The following is a 17,361-nucleotide window of genomic DNA, read 5'->3' as shown; positions in this document are numbered from 1 at the left end:
ACCCCGTGGACGGCCGCCGCGTGAGAAACTACCAGCTTGATGTAGCCGATGTCCATGCTGATGGTGACGGGACCGGCGCCTTCCTTGGCGCGGTCTTTGCCGAACTGGATGAGCCGCTCGCGCGTGAGGTCCTTCAGCTTCAGTTTGCCCAGCTTCGTCTTGAGCGCATCGAGGGTGAAGGCCTTGGAGCGCCGGGGCGCTCGCAGAACCTCCTTCATGTCGGTGATGGATAAATCGGAAACCTGAGAAAAATCAAATACTTAGAGATGCTCGTGTGCACTTTGTGTGCACCGGATTTGACAGATTCGATCTTTTTTCCAATGAGCCAGGTTCGGCGACTACGAGTACGGGTGCAGGAGGTTGAAGGTGGCCGTCGCCTCCCTGAACACGGATTCGTTTTCGTCAAACGAAGCTGCGACGATGGATTGCAGCTTCCCCTCGCCGCTCAGCAACTGCAGCAGCGTGTGCTGGCTGCTTGAGCATATGGAGACCTTCTCCTCTCGCATCGGCACACGGATCACGCGCCTTGAGTGGCGGGCGCAACTGCGTGACAGCGGCGAGGTTCAATGGTGGGCCCCTCCACCGAGGCCGAGTTCACTGCTATAGAGAATTCGCTCGGCGTCTGCATCCGCGGATCGCTTCGGGACGTCATCTTGCGCACCGGCCGTAGCTTGCAACGCGGGTTCCATTCACGCCCCGAGTGCCTGCCCTTAGGCCACCACCGACGGAACAATCCGATTGCGCAGGTGACGCGCCATGAAATCCCGTGCCTCGTCGGCAGGCACTGGCTTGCACAGCCAGTAGCCCTGTGCTTCGTCGCATCCGCGGCTGTGCAGGTAGTTGAACTGGACGGGCGTCTCCACGCCCTCGGCCACCACCTTCATCCGCAGCCCGTGGGCGAGCGTGATGATCCCGTCGATGAGCGCGCGCGCGTCCGCATCCTGCGAAAGGTCGTTGATGAAGGCTCGGTCGATTTTGACCGTCGACAGCGGAAAGTGCTTCAGGTACGACAGCGAGGAGTATCCCGTCCCGAAGTCGTCGATGGCGAGGCCCACGCCCATGTCGCGGATGGTCCGCAGCAACGTCACCGCGTGTTCGGGGTCTGCCATCATCGCGCTCTCAGTGATCTCCAACTCCAGCAGCGACGGATCGAGGCCCGAGGACTCCAGAACGGCCTTTATGTCGGCGATGAGTGTGCGACTTTCGAACTGGCGCGGCGACAGGTTGACGCTGGTCAACACCTCCGGCAGGCCGTGCTTCTGCCATGCGAGCGCGTCGGCGCAGGCTTTCTCCAGCGCCCATTTGCCCATCGACACGATCAGGCCGAGCTCCTCGGCGATCGGGATGAACTGCACCGGCGGAATCATCCCCAGAATCGGATGGTGCCAGCGCATCAGCGCCTCGACGCCGACGATGCGCTGAGTCTGCAGGTTCATCTTCGGCTGGTAGTACATCTCCAACTCGCCACGATCCAGGGCATGGCGCAGCGCGCTTTCCAGCATCAGCTGTTCGGTGCTCTGCGCATTCATCTTCGCCGCGTAGAAGCGGTAGGTGTTGCGACCCTTCTCCTTGGCGCGGTACATCGCGGTGTCGGCGTTCTTCAAAAGCGTTTCGGCATCCCCGCCGTTCTCCGGATAGATGCTCACGCCCACGCTGGCGGTGACCTGCAACTCGCGCCCCTCGATGACGAAGGGCTCGGCGCACCGCTCGAGAACCCGTTCGGCGACCACGGCGGCGCCGTTCGCGCTGTCCAGGTCCTCCAGCAACAGGACGAACTCGTCGCCGCCGAAGCGCGTCACGACATCGGTATTGCGCAGCAGCGCCATGAGGCGCCGGCCGCAGCCCTTGATCATCTCGTCGCCCACGCTGTGGCCCAGCGTGTCGTTGATGTGCTTGAAGCGGTCCAGGTCGACGAACATCACGGCGAACTGCTTCTGGCTGCGGTTGCTGCGCTTGATGGCGCGATCGAGCTCGCTTTGCAGCGCGGAGCGATTGAGCAGCCCCGTCAGTTCGTCGTGGCTGGCCATGAAGCGAAGGCTGTGCTCGGCCAGCTTGCGCTGCCTGTACTGAGCGATCTGCAAGGCGATCACACGCAGCGACTCCAACGTCTCCGTGTCGGCAACGGACGGATCGGAGCCAAAGAGTTCCAGCGCTGTGGTCGCATCGGCAGAGGCCATCGGCACGATGAGGCCAGTGATCAGCCCCGCCTCACGGGCCATCGCATCGCGAGCGAAATGGGCTGGCGAGGCCTGCGTATCGATGCGCACGACGCCGCCGATGCCCAAGGCGCGACCCAACGAACCTTCGTCGGGCCGGTATTGGCGCGACCGGCTGTCGCCGGCGAACTGCGTCAGCGCAGGCCCCTTGTCTTCCGCATGCCAGACGGCGTCGCAACGAACCAGGCCGTCCTCGCTGGCACTCCACAGCGCGCCGCAGTCCCAGCGCAGCTCGGTGCATATCGCCTCCAGCGCCAGCGCGATCACCGTCTCGGTCCTGCCGTCGCCGGCCAGCAGCCGCGCGACCTTGTATTCGAGCTTCTGCCGCAACGCATCCTTGCGCGGCCGCGTGGCATCGCGCACCGTGCCGCGCACCAGCTTCTTTCCCCCGTGTTCTCCCGACTGCGCGATGACGTGGAGCCAGCGCTCGGTGCCGTCCGGCAGACGCAGGCGGTGCTCGAATTCGCTTCGCTGCGTAGACTCGCAGGCCCATGTGATCTGCTGGTGGACTGCGGCGCGCTCCGAGGCCGGCACACGCGAGAGCAGCGCGTACAGGTTCGGTGGCGAGGGATCGTCCGCGAAGCCCAGGATGCGCCGGGCTTCCTCGGAGCATTCGAGGGCGCCGGTCTCGGGATCGAGGGTCCAGCCGCCCAGGTTGGCCAGGTGCTGAGCGTCCTTCCACTGCCGTTCGCTGACGCGCAGGTGGCCGGTCATCTCGGTTGCAAGGACCTGGGCCCGGCTGCGCGAGGTGGTCAGCGAAAAGACGATGGCCGTGAGCAGCGTGCTGGTGGCCAGGCCGCCGAGAACGACGAACCACGGGATGGCCTTGTCGAGCGGGCCGAAGACCTCGCTTTCGTCTTGCTCGACCTCGACAAGCCAGGAATGGCCACCCAACTCGAAGCCGAGCATGCGCCTGAGGCTGTGCCCGGGCGTGGCGAGCGCAACTGCGGGCTTCACCAGGGCGGCGCTGTCGAACAGCAACTGCTGCTCGTCGAAAGCCGTGGGCGTCACAAACCTGACCTCGACGCGCGTTCCGATCGCCGCTTTGCCCGGTCCGGCATCGGCAAGGCGCAATCGCAGCATCCGGGAGCGATCGGGGCTGACCACATCGCGCAGCATCCCGGCGATGCTCAGGCCTGTACCCACCGAGCCCATGTAGGCGCGGCGCCGCTGCTCGAGCGTATCGAGCGGCGTTTGTGGGCGATAGACCGGCAGCCGCATCGCCAATCCGATGTCAGCCTCGCGCCCCGGAATGCGGACCTTGCGACCCGAGGTGACGAGCCCGCCAGTGTCGCGCCCCTGCTCGAGCGCATTCCCCCGATCAGGCATTGCGCCCAGGTCGTTGCCCAGCAGCATCTCGTTGCCGGCCTGGGGTTCGATATAGAGCAGCGGATAGTAGATGTCCCGCTCGCCGGATGGCTTGATGGCAAAAGTGGAGGCCACGCCGACTCCGAGGCTCGCATCGCGGCGGACCTGCGCCTCGAAAGCGCCCTTCTCGTCGGCACTAACGAGGGGTGCATAGGTGGCAGCCTGAAACCCGGGGTACGCGCTCGCCAGGTTCAGCCCCGCGACGTAATTCCTGAAATCGCTTCGCGTCACGGCCTCAGGGGTATTGAACCGCGCCCGCAGCCCGGTCAGGACGGCGACATAGTCGTCGAAGCGGTCCTCGATTTTTCTCGCCAAGTCGAGGGCGTTGGCGTCGAAGCGCATCCGTGCGCTGCGCCCAATCTCCTGATGGACAGAGACACCGAGCGCGATCGAGATCGCGACGCCCAGCACAAGAATCGCCAACGGCAGGCGAACCTTGACCCAGATGGACACTGACATTGGACTTGCCCCAGTTGTTGGCTCAGGCCATTACATCGTTGCCGCAATATATAGAGGCAGCGCAGGAGCGTCACGGAATTCGTCACGAGGATGCCAAGGTCTGACTCGGACGATTCATTCAGAATTAAGTAATAAGGATTGATTCAAACAGGGTGATGCTTGCGCTCCAGGGAACAAACGGCAAGCGGTTCCTCCTGGAGGGGACCATCATCGGCTCTGATCGGTTCGCGCGAAGGCGTTCCAACTCGCAGGTGCGCTATTCAGGAAGCTGGCGGATGCGCCGCAGCACACACGCGATCACGACCTTCGATCTTGGCCTGATAGAGGGCCTTGTCGGCCGCTTCGATCAGTTCCTTCGACTGTCCGCTCGACGTGGAAGGCCTGAGCGCCTCCACACCAGCGCTGAGCGTCACGAAGCCGTTCGCCACACCCGCATGCGCGATCTTCAGATCGCGCACTGCATTGCGAATCCGCTCCGCCAGGAGGACCGCGCTCTGTACGTCGGTGTCAGGCAGCAGTACCGCCAGTTCCTCTCCGCCGTAGCGAGCCGCCAGATCCCCTGGGCGCTTGGCAGCGACAGCGGCAACCGTACGCCCGATGACTTGCAAGCATTCATCACCCGCCGCGTGGCCGTAGATGTCGTTGTACTGCTTGAAGCAATCCACATCGATCATGATCAGCGCCAGAGTACTCGCCTCCCGGATTGCACGACTGAATTCCGTATCCAAAGTGACGTCAAACTTTCGGCGATTTGCAAGCCCGGTCAGCCCGTCTTCCATCGCGAGCGCATTGAGGGTCTGGTTCAGCGTCTCCAACGCATCTCGCGCCCGCCGCAGCTGCGCCTCCGTTTGAATCTGCAGCTCGAACTGCTTGACCAGCCGCCACCCGACGGCACCGACGACCAACACCAGAAGAACGACGCCTCCCGAATGCCAAAGCGTTTCGCGCCACCAGTCGGCCAGGATCTCCTCCTTGGAAAGGGAAGCGGCGACGAACAGCGGATAGTGGGAAAGGCGTCGGAAGCTGTTGAGTCGCAGGACCCCATCTTGCGCAGACCGGATATAGGCTGTTCCAACCGGTCCTTGCGAACGGTAGGCTTGAAAGAGGTCGCTGCCGCGCATGTCGCGCCCGACCACGCTGGGGTTGTAAGGCCGACGGGTGATCATCGTTCCGTCTTCGCGTATCAGCCCCAAGGCGCCGGCCTGCCCGATATCGAGGCTGTCGTAAAACTTCCCAAAGAAATCGACCCTCATCGTTGCGAGTGCAACCCCGGCAAAGCTGCCGTCGGCATGGTTGATGCGCCGCGAAATGGGAATCAGCGACCGGCCGTTGGTTCGACTCGTCACCGGCACACCGACGTGGGGCCCGCGGCTCACATTGGCGCGATGGAACTGGAAATACTCTCTGTCGGCGTTGTTCAGGTTTTGCGGCCAGATCTGCCGGGAGTTCGCAACCCAGTTGCCGGCCTCGTCGTAAATATGAAGCCCGTCCAGCTGCGGAAGCTGCGCGACGCGTAGCGCGAGAAAGTCGCGAAGCCTCGCGACCTCGGCAGGCCCTGTCCCATCCGATTCGATGCGCTCGACGAGGCCGACCAGCACCGTGTCGGCCATCTGGATCTGATCGTCTGCCTGCTGCGCCATGGCTTGTGCGAGGTTCGATGTCGCCACACCCATCTGGCGCAGGTGGAGCAGGCGAGACTGCCAACTGTTCCAGCCATCTATCGCGACCAAGCCCAAACACACGATGGCCACGAAGACCACCGTCCTGGATGTGATGGATGGTCGTCGCAGCACTGCTTACTTTTGCGGTGAGAAGGCCATGAACGGACTTTGACACATTCACGGCAATTTGGAGTCCCGTGAATGAAGGAGTCTCGCGCCTGCTGGTCCACCGTTCAGAACGAGGGCGGGGCGTAAGTGGATGGCACTACTTTCCCGAGCCACAGCTCGCTAGCAGTCCCTACCCCCCAGGGCCGCACGTGGCCGTCGACATCGGCGGACCCGGCATGCAGGTGCTGCGGTGAGGATTGCAGCACGGCAGCAGCGCACAGAAATCGCTGCTTCCGAGTTTGCGCAGGCCAGTGAACGCTCGGCGCGCGGGCAAACCTTCCTCATGAAATCCGGAGGGAAGCACAGACGCATCGGCGGGGTGCCTCATCAATCTCATGCAAGGGCACGCACCGCGTGAGGATCGCCACTGGCGGGCACTTATGTAGGGTCGACGCGCATCGGCCGCTGTACAGTTGGCTGGCTCGAGGACGTCGAAGAAGGAGAATGAAGTGCAGCACCTCGCCAGGAATTCCAGTGAATCGATCTTCGTTCAAGCGCCGACCACCTCACCAAGAATGGAAGTGCACGCGTTCGAACAGCAATTGCTGCGCCTGAAACGGATGCTAGGCGTTTCCGCCGACGGAGAGGTCGCCAAGGCCCTCGGCATGAGCAAGGCTGCTTTTTCCGAGCGAAAGCGGCGCAACGCATTTCCCAAGGACAAGCTGCTGGCCCTCGCCGGCCTTCAGCCGGAGTTGAAGCTGGATGCGATTTATGTGCTGACCGGAATACCAACGTCGGCTCCGACGACACCGGAATCCGGCAGAGCCGCAGTGCAGAAGGCGGTGTTCGAACAACTGCGACAGGATCTGTCGGTTGATGAGCAACTGCTACTAGAAGCATATCGCGCATTGGACGATCGAGCCAAGAAGCGGTTGCTCAGCCAAGTGATTTCCGCTTGGTCCCACTCCTCGAAGTGTTTTCACACAGCCTCCGCCCGAAGCGGTCGTTAAGCGAGCTTTCGCTGGTCACTTCCAAGTAGCGACATGAAAAATGGCGAAGGCACGGGCAACCTTCTACTTAATCGACAGTTCAGAGTAGTTCAATGAAGTGTCTCCGTCTCTGGCAGTGCAGTTGACGCCAGACCAAGGGCGTGGCGAGACGAATCTGCAGCCCTGTCTGTGCATGCGCGACTCGTCGCTATTCTCCCCAGCGGCCGGGGTTCCTGCCTGAAGGGTGGACATGCTGGCTGGAACTGAAGCAGGCGCCCGACGGGACGTTCTCCGGGAAGGCCGACCACCGTACACGATGCGCGCCTGTCCTAACGCAGTGCCCTACACGAGAAGCCGCGTTGGACGAACTGCAAGCTAGCCTACCTCAGGCGTCCCGCAACGTAGCAATCCCATGCAGGTCGATCACGAGAATCCCGTCCTCGCAACGATGTGACTGCACCGCGCGCACGAACGCGGCGATATCCAAAGTCACGGTGGTGATGCGATGATTCGCATCTGACGATGGGGGTGCGAAACGCATCGTTGTGGGCGTCACGAACAGTTCGCAGCGCTGCGTTCTCGGAACATCACCGATACCCCGCGAGCCCCAACGTACCGCTGTCGTCTCCGTGCGCATCTCGCACAGCAAGGCGTTCACGCACAGGCGCTGCATTCGCAAGAGCGTGGCAACAAACTCGGGGTTGACCTGAAGCGTTGCAAACGACGGGTCCAGGTCAAGCGCCGTCGGCATCCCGATGAAAACCTCCATTGTCTGGATCCCAGCCGCTTCAGGACGCCTCGACTGCTCAGTACGCGAGTACAGCACCTGGGACGCCAGCCACGAGCATTTGTGCGTGGGCGCCTTACTGCGCAGCGCTTGCAAAACCTCTGGAGGATGGTCTGTCGCGCGCCGGTGGAACACCAATGCCGACGCGGGGTCCTTGTCCCATGCTGGGATGCCGGGTTGCGAACTGTGACTCAGATACAGCATCTCTTCCTCTTCGGCGCAGGCCACGCATTGCAGATCGAAGATCGTGCCGCCCCGCTGTAAGCGACGGCCTGTGCTCCATGACTGCGCCATGATGGCGCTCGCATAGTCTACCGCCTCGAGACAACTGGAAAAATCCGCAACGCGCGTGACCCCTGCGGCGTTCAGCCGCAGAAACACCGAGTACACGACAGCGGCATCACGGTGAGAGGTCACGACCCGCATGGGCCAACTTTCCTCATCGCCGCGTGTCGCTGCCATGGCAGGCGTCAGTGCTTCGATTTCTATCCCGACGCATTCGTTGGCATCGAAGTCGGCAATGACCGGATATCGCCGCGCGGTCGCCCGTGGTTCGGTGCCGATCGCCTCGCACAGCGGCCAATGCAAATTGGTATGGCCTTCGCTCTCACCATGGTTTCGAAGGTTGAATCCGCGCTCGTCAAATTTGAGCAGGAAGAGCGATTCGTACGCTTCGCCGCAAAGAACTGACGCGGGCTGGACGATCTGCGGTGGGAACACGGTTGCTGTTTGTTATGCGACGGGTTTGTGCTTACGATCCTAAGCTCCGTACTGCAGTACGCAGTCAACAGTGATGAGCAGTAAAAGCGACAATCTCAGCATCGGCGGCTTTGCCGCGTCGGCGGGCGTGAATGTGGAGACGATCCGGTTCTACCAACGCAAGGGACTGCTGCCGACGCCGGACAAGCTCGGTAGCGGCAGCATCCGCCGCTACGGCGAAGCGGACGTTGCGCGCGTGCGATTCATCAAGTCCGCGCAGCGCTTGGGATTCAGCCTCGGCGAGGTGGCTCACCTGCTCGAACTGGAGGATGGCACGCACTGCCGTGACGTGCGTGACCTGGCGCAACAGAAACTGGTCGATGTCAGGACCAAGCTGGCGGACCTGCGCCGTATCGAGGCGACATTGGCCGCGTTGGTCCGGGATTGCGGCGAAAGGCGCGAAGCAGCGCCATGTCCCCTGATCGTGTCCCTGCAGCGATAGCAGCGCCGGTCGCGTGATGTCTCGGGCCCGAACCGGGACGGGCGACTGGTGCAACCGGATGCTGCATTCGGATGAGATTCGATGGCCGCACACTCAGTATGCCGTGCCCACACTCGGAGCTCCATGTGATCGGACGGCGCTCCAGGATGCATTTGCTTGGGATCAGGTGCCAGCACTGCCTGCCGATCTTGTGATGAGGAGGTTCTGGTCGGGCGTGCTCACTGTGATGGTTTCCTTGAGCGTGTTTTTGCGGCGGGATATCCGGCGATCAAGCTCGGCGCCAGTGATTTAAAATAAAAGTGTTAATAAAAGCGGGTGCATGCAATCCGGTTTCTGAGAGGCTGGGATGGATCGAACAGAGGTTTTGGCGACGACGGTCAGCATGGCACGCGCGGGTGTCGGATTTACGCCGGCCGCTGCGCTGGACTGCATCGCCGCCATGATCGGTGAGGAAGATCCGCGCAGCATCTCCTACGATGCTCGCGTCGAGAGACTGCTGCGCGTGGCCGCGTGCATCTGGATGCTGAGACACGAAAAGTACCTGCCGGCTGTATCGCAGGCGACGAGTTCCCGAGATCCCGATCCACAGTCCTGACCCACAGTCCCAAGCTTATTCCGTTCGCATCTGGTCCACGGTTCCCTGGGCTCATCAATACATTCCATTCCCAGAGCGACCAAGGCCTTCGCAGCAACTTGGATCAGCGCACGACCCGTAATCGTTCGTTGGCCTGAATCACCATCAAAAAGGCGATGGCCCCTCGCGCATGTGTCTTGAGGGTGCCAAAACTCAAGCGCTGCTCGCTTTTCCGATTGCACCACTTTGTAGCAGAATTAAACGAACTACAACGAGGGAAGAGGTGCGTCAGATGCGTCTTTCGGGCGAGAACTATGGCTGTTCCTCGATCACCGCGAGCGGGCCACGGCCACGGGCAGCGGCGGACGAAGGTGCGTTCGGTGGTTGGATTCCTAGGGATGGTCTGCAAAACAGGCCTGAGCCTTGCATGATCTGAACCCATGATTGCCAAACGCGTAATGCCGCCGAGCCAGCTCGGCTTGGGTCTGAACCTGTCGACGAAGAAGACGCGCAAGCGCGAGTTCCTCGATGAAATGGATCGGGTGGTTCCATGGAGCGCGCTGGTGCAGATCGTCGAGCCACACAGCCCGCGAGCCAAGACTGGCCGCCCGCCTGTCGCCATCGAGACGATGCTGCGCATTCACTATCTGCAGCAATGGTTCGGACTGAGCGACCCGGCCATGGAAGAGGCGCTGCACGACGTGCCCCTGTATCGGGAGTTTGCTGGCCTGGGTGATGGCGCGAGCCGTCTGCCCGACGAGACCACCATCCTGCGATTCCGTCACCTGCTGGAAGCTCATGACTTGGCCGTCGACATGCTGCGCGTGGTCAATGACATCCTGCAGGCCAAGGGCCTGATGCTGCGCACGGGAACGGCGGTGGACGCCACGCTGATCGCGGCACCCAGCTCGACCAAGAATGCTGAAGGTGAACGTGACCCGGAGATGCATCAGGTCAAGAAGGGCAACCAGTGGTACTTCGGCATGAAGGCGCACATTGGCGTCGATGCCGCATCAGGCCTGGTGCATACGGTGGTGGGTACAGCGGCGGACGTCAGCGACATCAACGTCGCCGGTGTGCTCCTGCATGGCGAGGAACACGCAGCATTCGGTGACTCGGGCTACCAGGGCGTGCACAAGCGAGCGGAGGCCGCGGGGCCGACCTGGCACGTGGCGATGCGCCCAGGCAAACGCAGGCGGCTGAATCCGTTCATCGAACCCGAGTTCGTGGCCGAGCGAGTGGAGAAGATGAAGGCCAGCATCCGAGCCAAGGTCGAGCACCCGTTCCGAGTGATCAAGCAGCAGTTCGGGTTCACGAAGGTTCGCTACCGAGGTTTGATGAAGAACACCGCGCAGATCGTCACGCTGTTTGCGCTGTCGAACCTGTGGATGGCGCGCAGGCGGTTGATGCAGACCGAGGGGTGAGTGCGTCTGCAGCACTCGAATCGGGCCCACCAAGCCCACGTGATGGGTGTCAGGCGCAGAAGATCGATGCCGGGGCTGATCGTCTGAATGGCTCGCCATCACGCGATTCATTTAGCCGCGATCGAAAATCGCGTTCTGCAGACCATCCTTAGTGCGTCGTCTCGGACTTCAATGCGCTGTCTCAGACACTAATGGCAAAGAACACCCGGAGTGGAAATGGTTGAAATATGCCCGGACTCACTAGCCGGAGTTACGCATCGTCGACTTTGGCAATGCGTGTGGCACTTTGGTAGGTCACGAATGGATCCGCTACTACAAGATGGATCGAATCAAGTTCGGGACAGGAGGATTGCGTCCTGTCGACTACCGGACGAAGTACGCTGCTGCGCTGGCATGACCTAAAACAGTGTCCAAGGCCTGGGGGGACGGTTCATTCCCTGGGGCACCTGCTGCGCTGGAGCACGAGCAGCAGTTGCGGCCCCACCGACTTCAGAAGCTGGGTCGGCAACGCGCTCGTGAACCGATAGCGAGCGGCATAGGGCTCGTGCACGTAGGCCATGATGGTGCCGAAGTAGCGGTCGCCGATCATGAACACGAAGGTGGCCGAGCGGTCGATCTTGCGTTCCGAGATCACCCGTCCGCCGCGGCCGGTTTGCTCGTAGCGATGGTCGCCGGTGCCGGTCTTGCCGCCGATCTCGATCGCGCGGCCGTTCTCGTCCACCAGTGCGCCCTTCAGACGCCGTGCCGTGCCGTCGTTCACCACCCCGACCAGCGCGCGCCGCAGCGTCGCGGTCAGCTCGGCGGGCAGCACCCGTTCAGCGCTCGCGTTGTGTGGCTCCAGCCGTGTCTCGTAGGGCGTGTCGCGCCCGAAGTGCAGTGCACCGACCCGTTGCGTGGGCAGCCGCACGCCGTCGTTCGCGATGATGCCCATCAGCTCCGCCAGCGCGGCCGGCCGGTCGCCCGAAGCGCCGATCGCGCTCGCGTACGACGGCGTCAGCGATGCGAATGGGTAACCCACGCGCTGCCACGAGCGATGAATCTGCGCGAAGGCGTCGAGCTCGATCAGCTCGCGCACGCGCTTGTCCTGCGCGCTCTTGTGGCGCGTCTTGAAGAGCCAGGCGTAGACCTCCTGGCGTTCGCTCGCGCTCGCGGCCAGCACCTCGGTCAGCGAGGCGCCCGGGTGGCGCCGCAGGTAACCGACCAGCCAGAGCTCCAGCGGATGCACGCGCGCGACATAGCCGCGATCGGCGAGCGACAGGCCGGCGTAGGTTTTGCGCAGCGCTCCCAGTGCGCGCGGCGAGTCGGCGCCGCGGCCCAGCCGCTGCACCAGAAGCGCGTCGAGCCGTTCGTCGCTGGCCTCGGGCTCGATCGTGAACAGCACGCTCGCCAGGCGCGGCGCCGACGGCCTCAGGCCGCGCAACAGCAGCGCTTCGGCGCCCGCGGTCGACTGGCGCTGGTACTTGCGGTGGAAGCGGATGAGAAAGGCCGAGCCTTCGCGGTCCGCAAAGCGTGCGAGCAACTCGCGCCGGCCCGGCGCGGAGGGGTCCTTCAGCAGGCGCTCGGCGTCAGACGCGCCGCCGAACATGCGGTGGCGCACCAGGTCGCGCATCAGGCGGATGAACACCAGGTTGACCGAATGCTTGAAGCCCTCCCGCACCGTCATCGAACTGCCGTTGCTCGAGCGCTCGAAGTTCGCGAACTGATGCATGCCGCCGCCGGTAAAAAAAGACTCGCCCGGGTTCGCCGAATACTTGCGCTCCATCGCCGCTTCGAGCATCGGGGCAAGGCTGCGATCCTTGGCGCGCAGGAGGTACTGCTTCGCCCACGCGCCCAGCGGGTCGCGCGGGCTCGGCGCCAGCGCCGACAACTGGGCCGTGCTCAAGTCAGCCCAGCCCGCGTGCAGCTCAGCCACCAGCTCGAGGTAGCTCACCAGCGTGCGCAGCTTGGCCGTCGAGCCCAGGTCCAGCCGCGCGCCCTGGTTCACGTCGAACGGCTGGTCGATGTTGTCGGCCTGAACGCGCAGCAAGTTCGCTCCGGCGCTGCGCTCGAACAGCGTGAAGCTGTAGATCAACGGGCTCGGGTCCGCACCAGGGTCGAGCAGGTGGGAGCCGTACAGCCCTGCCGCCTTCGCCGCGGCGGGCGTCCGCAGGCCGGCCAGCACCCGCGCCACCAGCGCCTGCGCCTCTCCGTCCAGGCTGGTTTCGGCGTCGAGGTCCAGGCGCTCCAGGTCGTAGGCACGCGGCACGTCGAGCAGCGTGGAGATGTGGGTGCGCAGCGCGCTCGCGGCCTTGCGCTGCACGAAGTCCGGGCGGGGCGTGGGCGGCAGTGGGGGCTGCAGGTGCAAGGGCAGCGGCAGCGCCGCATCGCGCAGCGCGGGCGTGATCAGGCCCGCCTCGGCCATCAGCCGCAGGTAGCTCTCGGTCAGCCGCGCCAGGCCTGCGCCGTCGCCGAGCAGGTGCTGCGATGGGCGGCGCTGCGCGATCATCAGCGACAGCGCCTGCTTGAAGGCCTCGGCCTGCTGTCGGAGCGCTTCGTCGGTGGGCGCTGCTGCTTCTTCCGCGTTGTCGGCGAGCAGGCGGTTGACCTCGCCGAAATCGCGCCCGTACCAGGCCCACAGGCCGTCGCCCAGGCCGTGCACCTCGCCCATGCCCGGGCGTGCGGCCAAGGGCACCGTGTCGAGGTAGTCGACGACGATCTGGCGGCGCCGCGCCTGCGTGTCCTCGCCGTCCTGGTAGGCGCGCAGCGAGGCCGATGCCATCTGGCGCAGCTTGTCGCCTACCGACCCGGTGCGGCCTTGCGGCGAATGTCGGTACTTCTCGATCTGCGTGGCCAGCGTGCTGCCGCCCGTTGCCGACTGGCCCAGGCTGACCGCCCGCAACGCCTGCTCGAGCGCCGCCTTGGCAAAGCGTTCCGGATCGAGCGCGGGGTTGCGCTGCGGCGGCTCCGCGTCCAGCAGGTGGCGGTCTTCGACGAACAGCAGGGCGCTCACCAGCAGCGGCGGCACCTCCTCGAAGCGCTCGTACGCCCGCTTGGGCACCCGCGAGTGCAGCAGCGCCGCATTGCGGCAGTCGCGCACCGTCAGGCCGGCCTGGTTTTTCTCGCGGTAGGGCGCGTAGAGCCCGTACTCCTGCAGCTCGATCAGCCGCGGCGACATGCGGGCTTGGCGGGTGACGACATAGCCCTGGGGCTGCAGGCGCTCGATGTAGTGGGGCAGATCGTGGTAGCCCAGCCGCTCGTCATAAGGCCCGGTGTGAGGGAAGCGGATGGCATCGCTGGCACCGGCGTCGACGCTGAAGCGGGCATCGTTGGCGAGGTCGCGCCACAGGGCCGATTGCAGCCGGGAGGTCTTCAATTCGTCCACCACGAATACGGCAAACGCACCCCCCACGGCGAGACCAGCGCCGACCCAGAAAAGCTTCTTGAACCATGCCATGCTCTGCCTCGCGAACAGTCTGCACCGTGGGTTCGTCCACCACGATGATGCACCTTTCGCGGCCGTTTGGGTTGGGCATGACGAGGCCGGGAGGCCGCCCGGCGATCCAGCCTCAGGGCACCGCGTGGCCCGGGGTGGCCAACGCCGAGGTGATCGAGCTCTACTGGCGCATCGACCAGTGTTGGCGCCGACCGGAAACTGAGCCAATGGGGGTGCGGACGAAAACTTGGACTACCTGGAGGTAGTTCATGTATTCATACGAAGACCGCATCCGAGCGGTCACGCTCTACATCAAGCTGGGCAAGCGCACCGGGGCGACTATCCGCCAGTTGGGCTATCCAACGAAGAACTCTTTGAAGAGCTGGCATGAGGAGTACGAGGGGCGCCTGGACCTGTCGTCCGGCTACGTGCGCTCGAAGCCGAAGTATTCTCAAATTCAGAAGGAGCAGGCTGTCAAACACTACGCCGAGCACGGGCGCTGCATCGCCTTCACGGTCAAGGCGTTGGGCTATCCGTGCCGCGATTTGCTGCGTGCCTGGATTGATGAACTGGACCCCGACTCCCGGCAGCGCGTTGTCGGCAGGGCCGTCAGTGCACCTCGGCCGCCGCAACTGAAGAAGCTGGCGGTCCTCGAACTGTGCACTCGTGAGGGAAGTGCGCAGGTGGTTGCTCAGAAGCTTGGCGTGAGCAGGCCGACGTTGTACAACTGGAAGAACCAGCTTCTGGGACGTGAGGCACCCGCATCCATGAAACACACCAATCAGTCCCCGCGGGCTCAAGAGCGCGACGAGCTCGAGCGCGAGGTTGAGGCGTTGCGCCGCGAAGTCAGGCAACTGCGCCTTGAGCAGGACCTCTTGAACAAGGCCAATGAACTGTTAAAAAAAGGCCTGGGCGTCGATCTGCAGCTCCTGTCCAACCGGGAGAAGACACTGCTGATTGACGCCCTCAAGGAGCACTATGACTTGCCAGAGCTCCTTGGACAGTTGGGTCTTGCACGTAGCTCGTACTTCTACCATCGGGCCCGCGCAGCGGTGGGTGACAAGTACCTCGAAGTGCGTCAGTCCATCACCGAGATCTTCGAGTCGAACCACCGTTGCTACGGCTACCGCAGGCTGCAGGCCTCTTTGACCAGGCAGCAGGTCAACATCTCGGAGAAGGTGGTGCAGCGGCTGATGAAGCAGGAGCGCCTGGTTGTTCCAATGCACAAGAAGCGCAGATACGCCTCGTACCTGGGGGAGATCAGTCCAGCACCAGAGAACATCATCAACCGCGACTTCCAGGCTGCGGCACCCAATGAGAAGTGGCTCACGGACATCACAGAGTTCCAGATCCCCGCCGGCAAGGTTTACCTGTCGCCGATCATCGATTGCTTCGACGGGATGGTAGTGAGCTGGACCATTGGCACGAGCCCGGATGCTGAGCTGGTTAACACCATGCTGGATGCAGCCATCGAGACGGTGACGGACACCGCTGACCGGCCTGTGGTCCACTCCGACCGCGGCGGCCACTACCGCTGGCCAGGCTGGCTATCGAGAATGAGCGATGCCAACCTCATCCGCTCGATGTCCCGCAAGGCCTGTTCTCCGGACAATGCGGCTCGCGAAGGCTTCTTCGGTCGCCTCAAGAACGAACTGTTCTATCCTCGGGACTGGAAGGGCACGACCATCGAGCAGTTCATTGAAATGGTCGACTCGTACATCCGCTGGTACAACGAGAAGCGGATCAAGATCTCCCTGGGGGCCCTCAGCCCGATCGAATACAGGGTGAGTCTTGGACTTGCGGCATAAAACCAGTCCAAGTTTTTATCCGCACCCCCGGTGGCTCAGTTCTACTTCGGCGCGGACAATCATGGACGCTGCATTGCATTCACCATCAAGGCGTTGGGCTATCCGGTACGCGAATCGCTGCGTTCCTGGAATCACGAATCGCACCCCGAGCTGCACGTGCGCATTGTCGGTCGATCTAACGCGATAGCGCGGCCGCCAGCGATGAAGCAGGCAGCTGTCATCGGGTTGTGCACGCGCCAGGAGAGTGCACAAGCCGTGGCCCAAGAGCTGGGCGTGTGCAGGCCAACGTTGTACTGGAAGAACCAGCTAGTCGACCGTGAGGTCCCAGCATCCATGAAGCGCCAACACGATCTACCGCCAGGCCCGGAACGGGAGGACCTGGAGCGCCAACTCGAAGCCCTGCGACGCGACATCCGACGATTGATGTTGCTGGTTGATGCCCTGAGACATACACCCTCGTGGAACTGCTCGACGGAGTGGGCCTGGCACGCAGTTCCTATTTCTACCAGCGAGCCCGGCTCGATGCTGCGGACAAGTACGCCGAGGTGCGTCGAACCCTCACCGACATCTTCGAGCGCAACCACCGTTGCTATGGCTACCGCCGGCTGCAGGCTTCGCTGGCCAGGCTGTGAGTTTCCGCACTCGATTGATCCGAGTTTCCATCGAGGGCTGACCCGCCGCAATGTCTTTCGGCCGTTGTTCATCAGGCAGGTTGCGTGCTGCATGCAGATCAAGGACTCATGGAAAATTGGGGCACTTCGAAGGGGAGATCAACAGTACTGGGGGGTTGCGAGAACGATGAAGGCGATGTGGCTGGCGGAGGCGTGAGCCTCTTTAAGCTCTCGTTCGCGCCTCGATGACGCGAGGCGATTGCCATGGAAAATGAGCGAGTGAATTCCATTTTCAAGGCCAATAAAAGCAAACAAATGTGAACGAGTTGGCGTTCATGGCCGAAATCGAATTGCGCCGGGCATTCGCGAACTTTTGTTTAGCGAATTTGCAATCAGTTGCACTAGAGTCCGCCCCCGGGTCGGGCAGGCACACAGCACCAGCCACACCCGTGCCGCGCACGCAGTTCATGCCAGTGCGCCATTCGCTCTCGACCATCAGGACTCACGATATGAATAAGGTATTCCGCGTCGTTTGGAACGACGCACTCGCTCTCTGGACCGTTGCATCCGAACTGGGGCGCGGTCATTCGAAAGCACACGCCGTTGCCGGCGCGGCAGGCGCAGCGGTGACACTGGCTCTGGCCACGATGTCAATGCCGGCCGCGGCGGATTGCGTGGCCACGGGTGCGGCCATCGCCTGCAGTTCGGCGGGAGGAACGCAAGGCACGACCGTCGGGACGGGA

Annotated in this window: 10 protein-coding genes and 2 pseudogenes; 7 read left to right on the top strand and 5 right to left on the bottom strand. The window is 63.0% G+C overall.

Annotated features, from left to right (window positions below; translation table 11 throughout):
* From BMW87_RS34180 to BMW87_RS34170, 3 genes and pseudogenes are all read right to left on the bottom strand, one after another.
* A pseudogene (locus BMW87_RS34180) lies at window positions 1–218 on the bottom strand (site-specific integrase); the annotation flags it as partial.
* Window positions 219–710: 492 nt separating this feature from the next.
* Window positions 711–4,043 (bottom strand): bifunctional diguanylate cyclase/phosphodiesterase, encoded by a 3,333-nt coding sequence (locus BMW87_RS34175; protein WP_093082945.1) that lies wholly within the window; start codon window positions 4,041–4,043, stop codon window positions 711–713.
* A gap of 260 nt (window positions 4,044–4,303) precedes the next feature.
* Window positions 4,304–5,836 (bottom strand): sensor domain-containing diguanylate cyclase, encoded by a 1,533-nt coding sequence (locus BMW87_RS34170; protein WP_093082943.1) that lies wholly within the window; start codon window positions 5,834–5,836, stop codon window positions 4,304–4,306.
* 485 nt (window positions 5,837–6,321) lie between these two features.
* On the opposite strand from BMW87_RS34170, the gene BMW87_RS34165 reads away from it, so the two are divergent.
* On the top strand, window positions 6,322–6,822 hold the full coding sequence (locus BMW87_RS34165) for a helix-turn-helix domain-containing protein (protein ID WP_218149818.1): 501 nt from the start codon (window positions 6,322–6,324) through the stop codon (window positions 6,820–6,822).
* A 364-nt stretch (window positions 6,823–7,186) separates the two neighbouring features.
* Here the strand turns inward: BMW87_RS34165 and BMW87_RS34160 are convergent, their stop codons facing one another.
* Window positions 7,187–8,308 carry a hypothetical protein gene (locus BMW87_RS34160; RefSeq protein WP_143062671.1) on the bottom strand — a complete coding sequence of 374 codons (1,122 nt, stop codon included), beginning with the start codon at window positions 8,306–8,308 and terminating at the stop codon, window positions 7,187–7,189.
* Between the two features lie 73 nt (window positions 8,309–8,381).
* Here BMW87_RS34160 and merR point away from each other — a divergent pair, with 73 nt between their 5' ends.
* The 3 genes from merR (at window position 8,382) to BMW87_RS34145 (ending at window position 10,787) form a co-directional block, all read left to right on the top strand.
* Window positions 8,382–8,789, top strand: a complete 408-nt coding sequence (merR, locus tag BMW87_RS34155; protein WP_093082938.1) for an Hg(II)-responsive transcriptional regulator — start codon at window positions 8,382–8,384, stop codon at window positions 8,787–8,789.
* Between the two features lie 346 nt (window positions 8,790–9,135).
* A complete protein-coding gene (locus BMW87_RS34150) occupies window positions 9,136–9,384 on the top strand; it encodes a hypothetical protein (RefSeq protein WP_093082936.1) in 249 nt (82 codons plus the stop codon).
* Between the two features lie 419 nt (window positions 9,385–9,803).
* Window positions 9,804–10,787: an IS5 family transposase gene (locus tag BMW87_RS34145; RefSeq protein WP_093082933.1), complete on the top strand. Its 984-nt coding sequence runs from the start codon at window positions 9,804–9,806 to the stop codon at window positions 10,785–10,787.
* A gap of 430 nt (window positions 10,788–11,217) precedes the next feature.
* Here BMW87_RS34145 and BMW87_RS34140 read toward each other — a convergent pair whose 3' ends face one another.
* Window positions 11,218–14,220 (bottom strand): transglycosylase domain-containing protein, encoded by a 3,003-nt coding sequence (locus BMW87_RS34140; protein WP_093082930.1) that lies wholly within the window; start codon window positions 14,218–14,220, stop codon window positions 11,218–11,220.
* A gap of 248 nt (window positions 14,221–14,468) precedes the next feature.
* On the opposite strand from BMW87_RS34140, the gene BMW87_RS34135 reads away from it, so the two are divergent.
* The 3 genes and pseudogenes from BMW87_RS34135 to BMW87_RS35680 form a co-directional block, all read left to right on the top strand.
* On the top strand, window positions 14,469–16,007 hold the full coding sequence (locus BMW87_RS34135; RefSeq protein ID WP_093082927.1) for an IS3 family transposase: 1,539 nt from the start codon (window positions 14,469–14,471) through the stop codon (window positions 16,005–16,007).
* A gap of 57 nt (window positions 16,008–16,064) precedes the next feature.
* Window positions 16,065–16,633 (top strand): annotated as a pseudogene (locus BMW87_RS35685) (IS3 family transposase); the annotation flags it as partial.
* Between the two features lie 320 nt (window positions 16,634–16,953).
* A partial coding sequence (locus BMW87_RS35680) for an ESPR domain-containing protein (protein WP_256217038.1) occupies window positions 16,954–17,361 on the top strand: 408 nt, incomplete at its 3' end.

The organism is Variovorax sp. OV084 (assembly GCF_900111625.1).
Classification (GTDB): Bacteria; Pseudomonadota; Gammaproteobacteria; order Burkholderiales; family Burkholderiaceae_C; genus Variovorax.
Note: the sequence above shows the minus strand (reverse complement) of the source record. Positions and strands in the feature narration are given on the sequence as shown.

What these genes read in the sequence shown, in the direction of transcription:
- BMW87_RS34175 (WP_093082945.1), bottom strand. Translation starts at nt 4,043, where the DNA reads ATGTCAGTGTCCATCTGGGTCAAGGTTCGCCTGCCGTTGGCGATTCTT.
- merR (WP_093082938.1), top strand. Translation starts at nt 8,382, where the DNA reads ATGAGCAGTAAAAGCGACAATCTCAGCATCGGCGGCTTTGCCGCGTCG.
- BMW87_RS34150 (WP_093082936.1), top strand. Translation starts at nt 9,136, where the DNA reads ATGGATCGAACAGAGGTTTTGGCGACGACGGTCAGCATGGCACGCGCG.
- BMW87_RS34145 (WP_093082933.1), top strand. Translation starts at nt 9,804, where the DNA reads ATGATTGCCAAACGCGTAATGCCGCCGAGCCAGCTCGGCTTGGGTCTG.
- BMW87_RS34140 (WP_093082930.1), bottom strand. Translation starts at nt 14,220, where the DNA reads ATGGCATGGTTCAAGAAGCTTTTCTGGGTCGGCGCTGGTCTCGCCGTG.
- BMW87_RS34135 (WP_093082927.1), top strand. Translation starts at nt 14,469, where the DNA reads ATGTATTCATACGAAGACCGCATCCGAGCGGTCACGCTCTACATCAAG.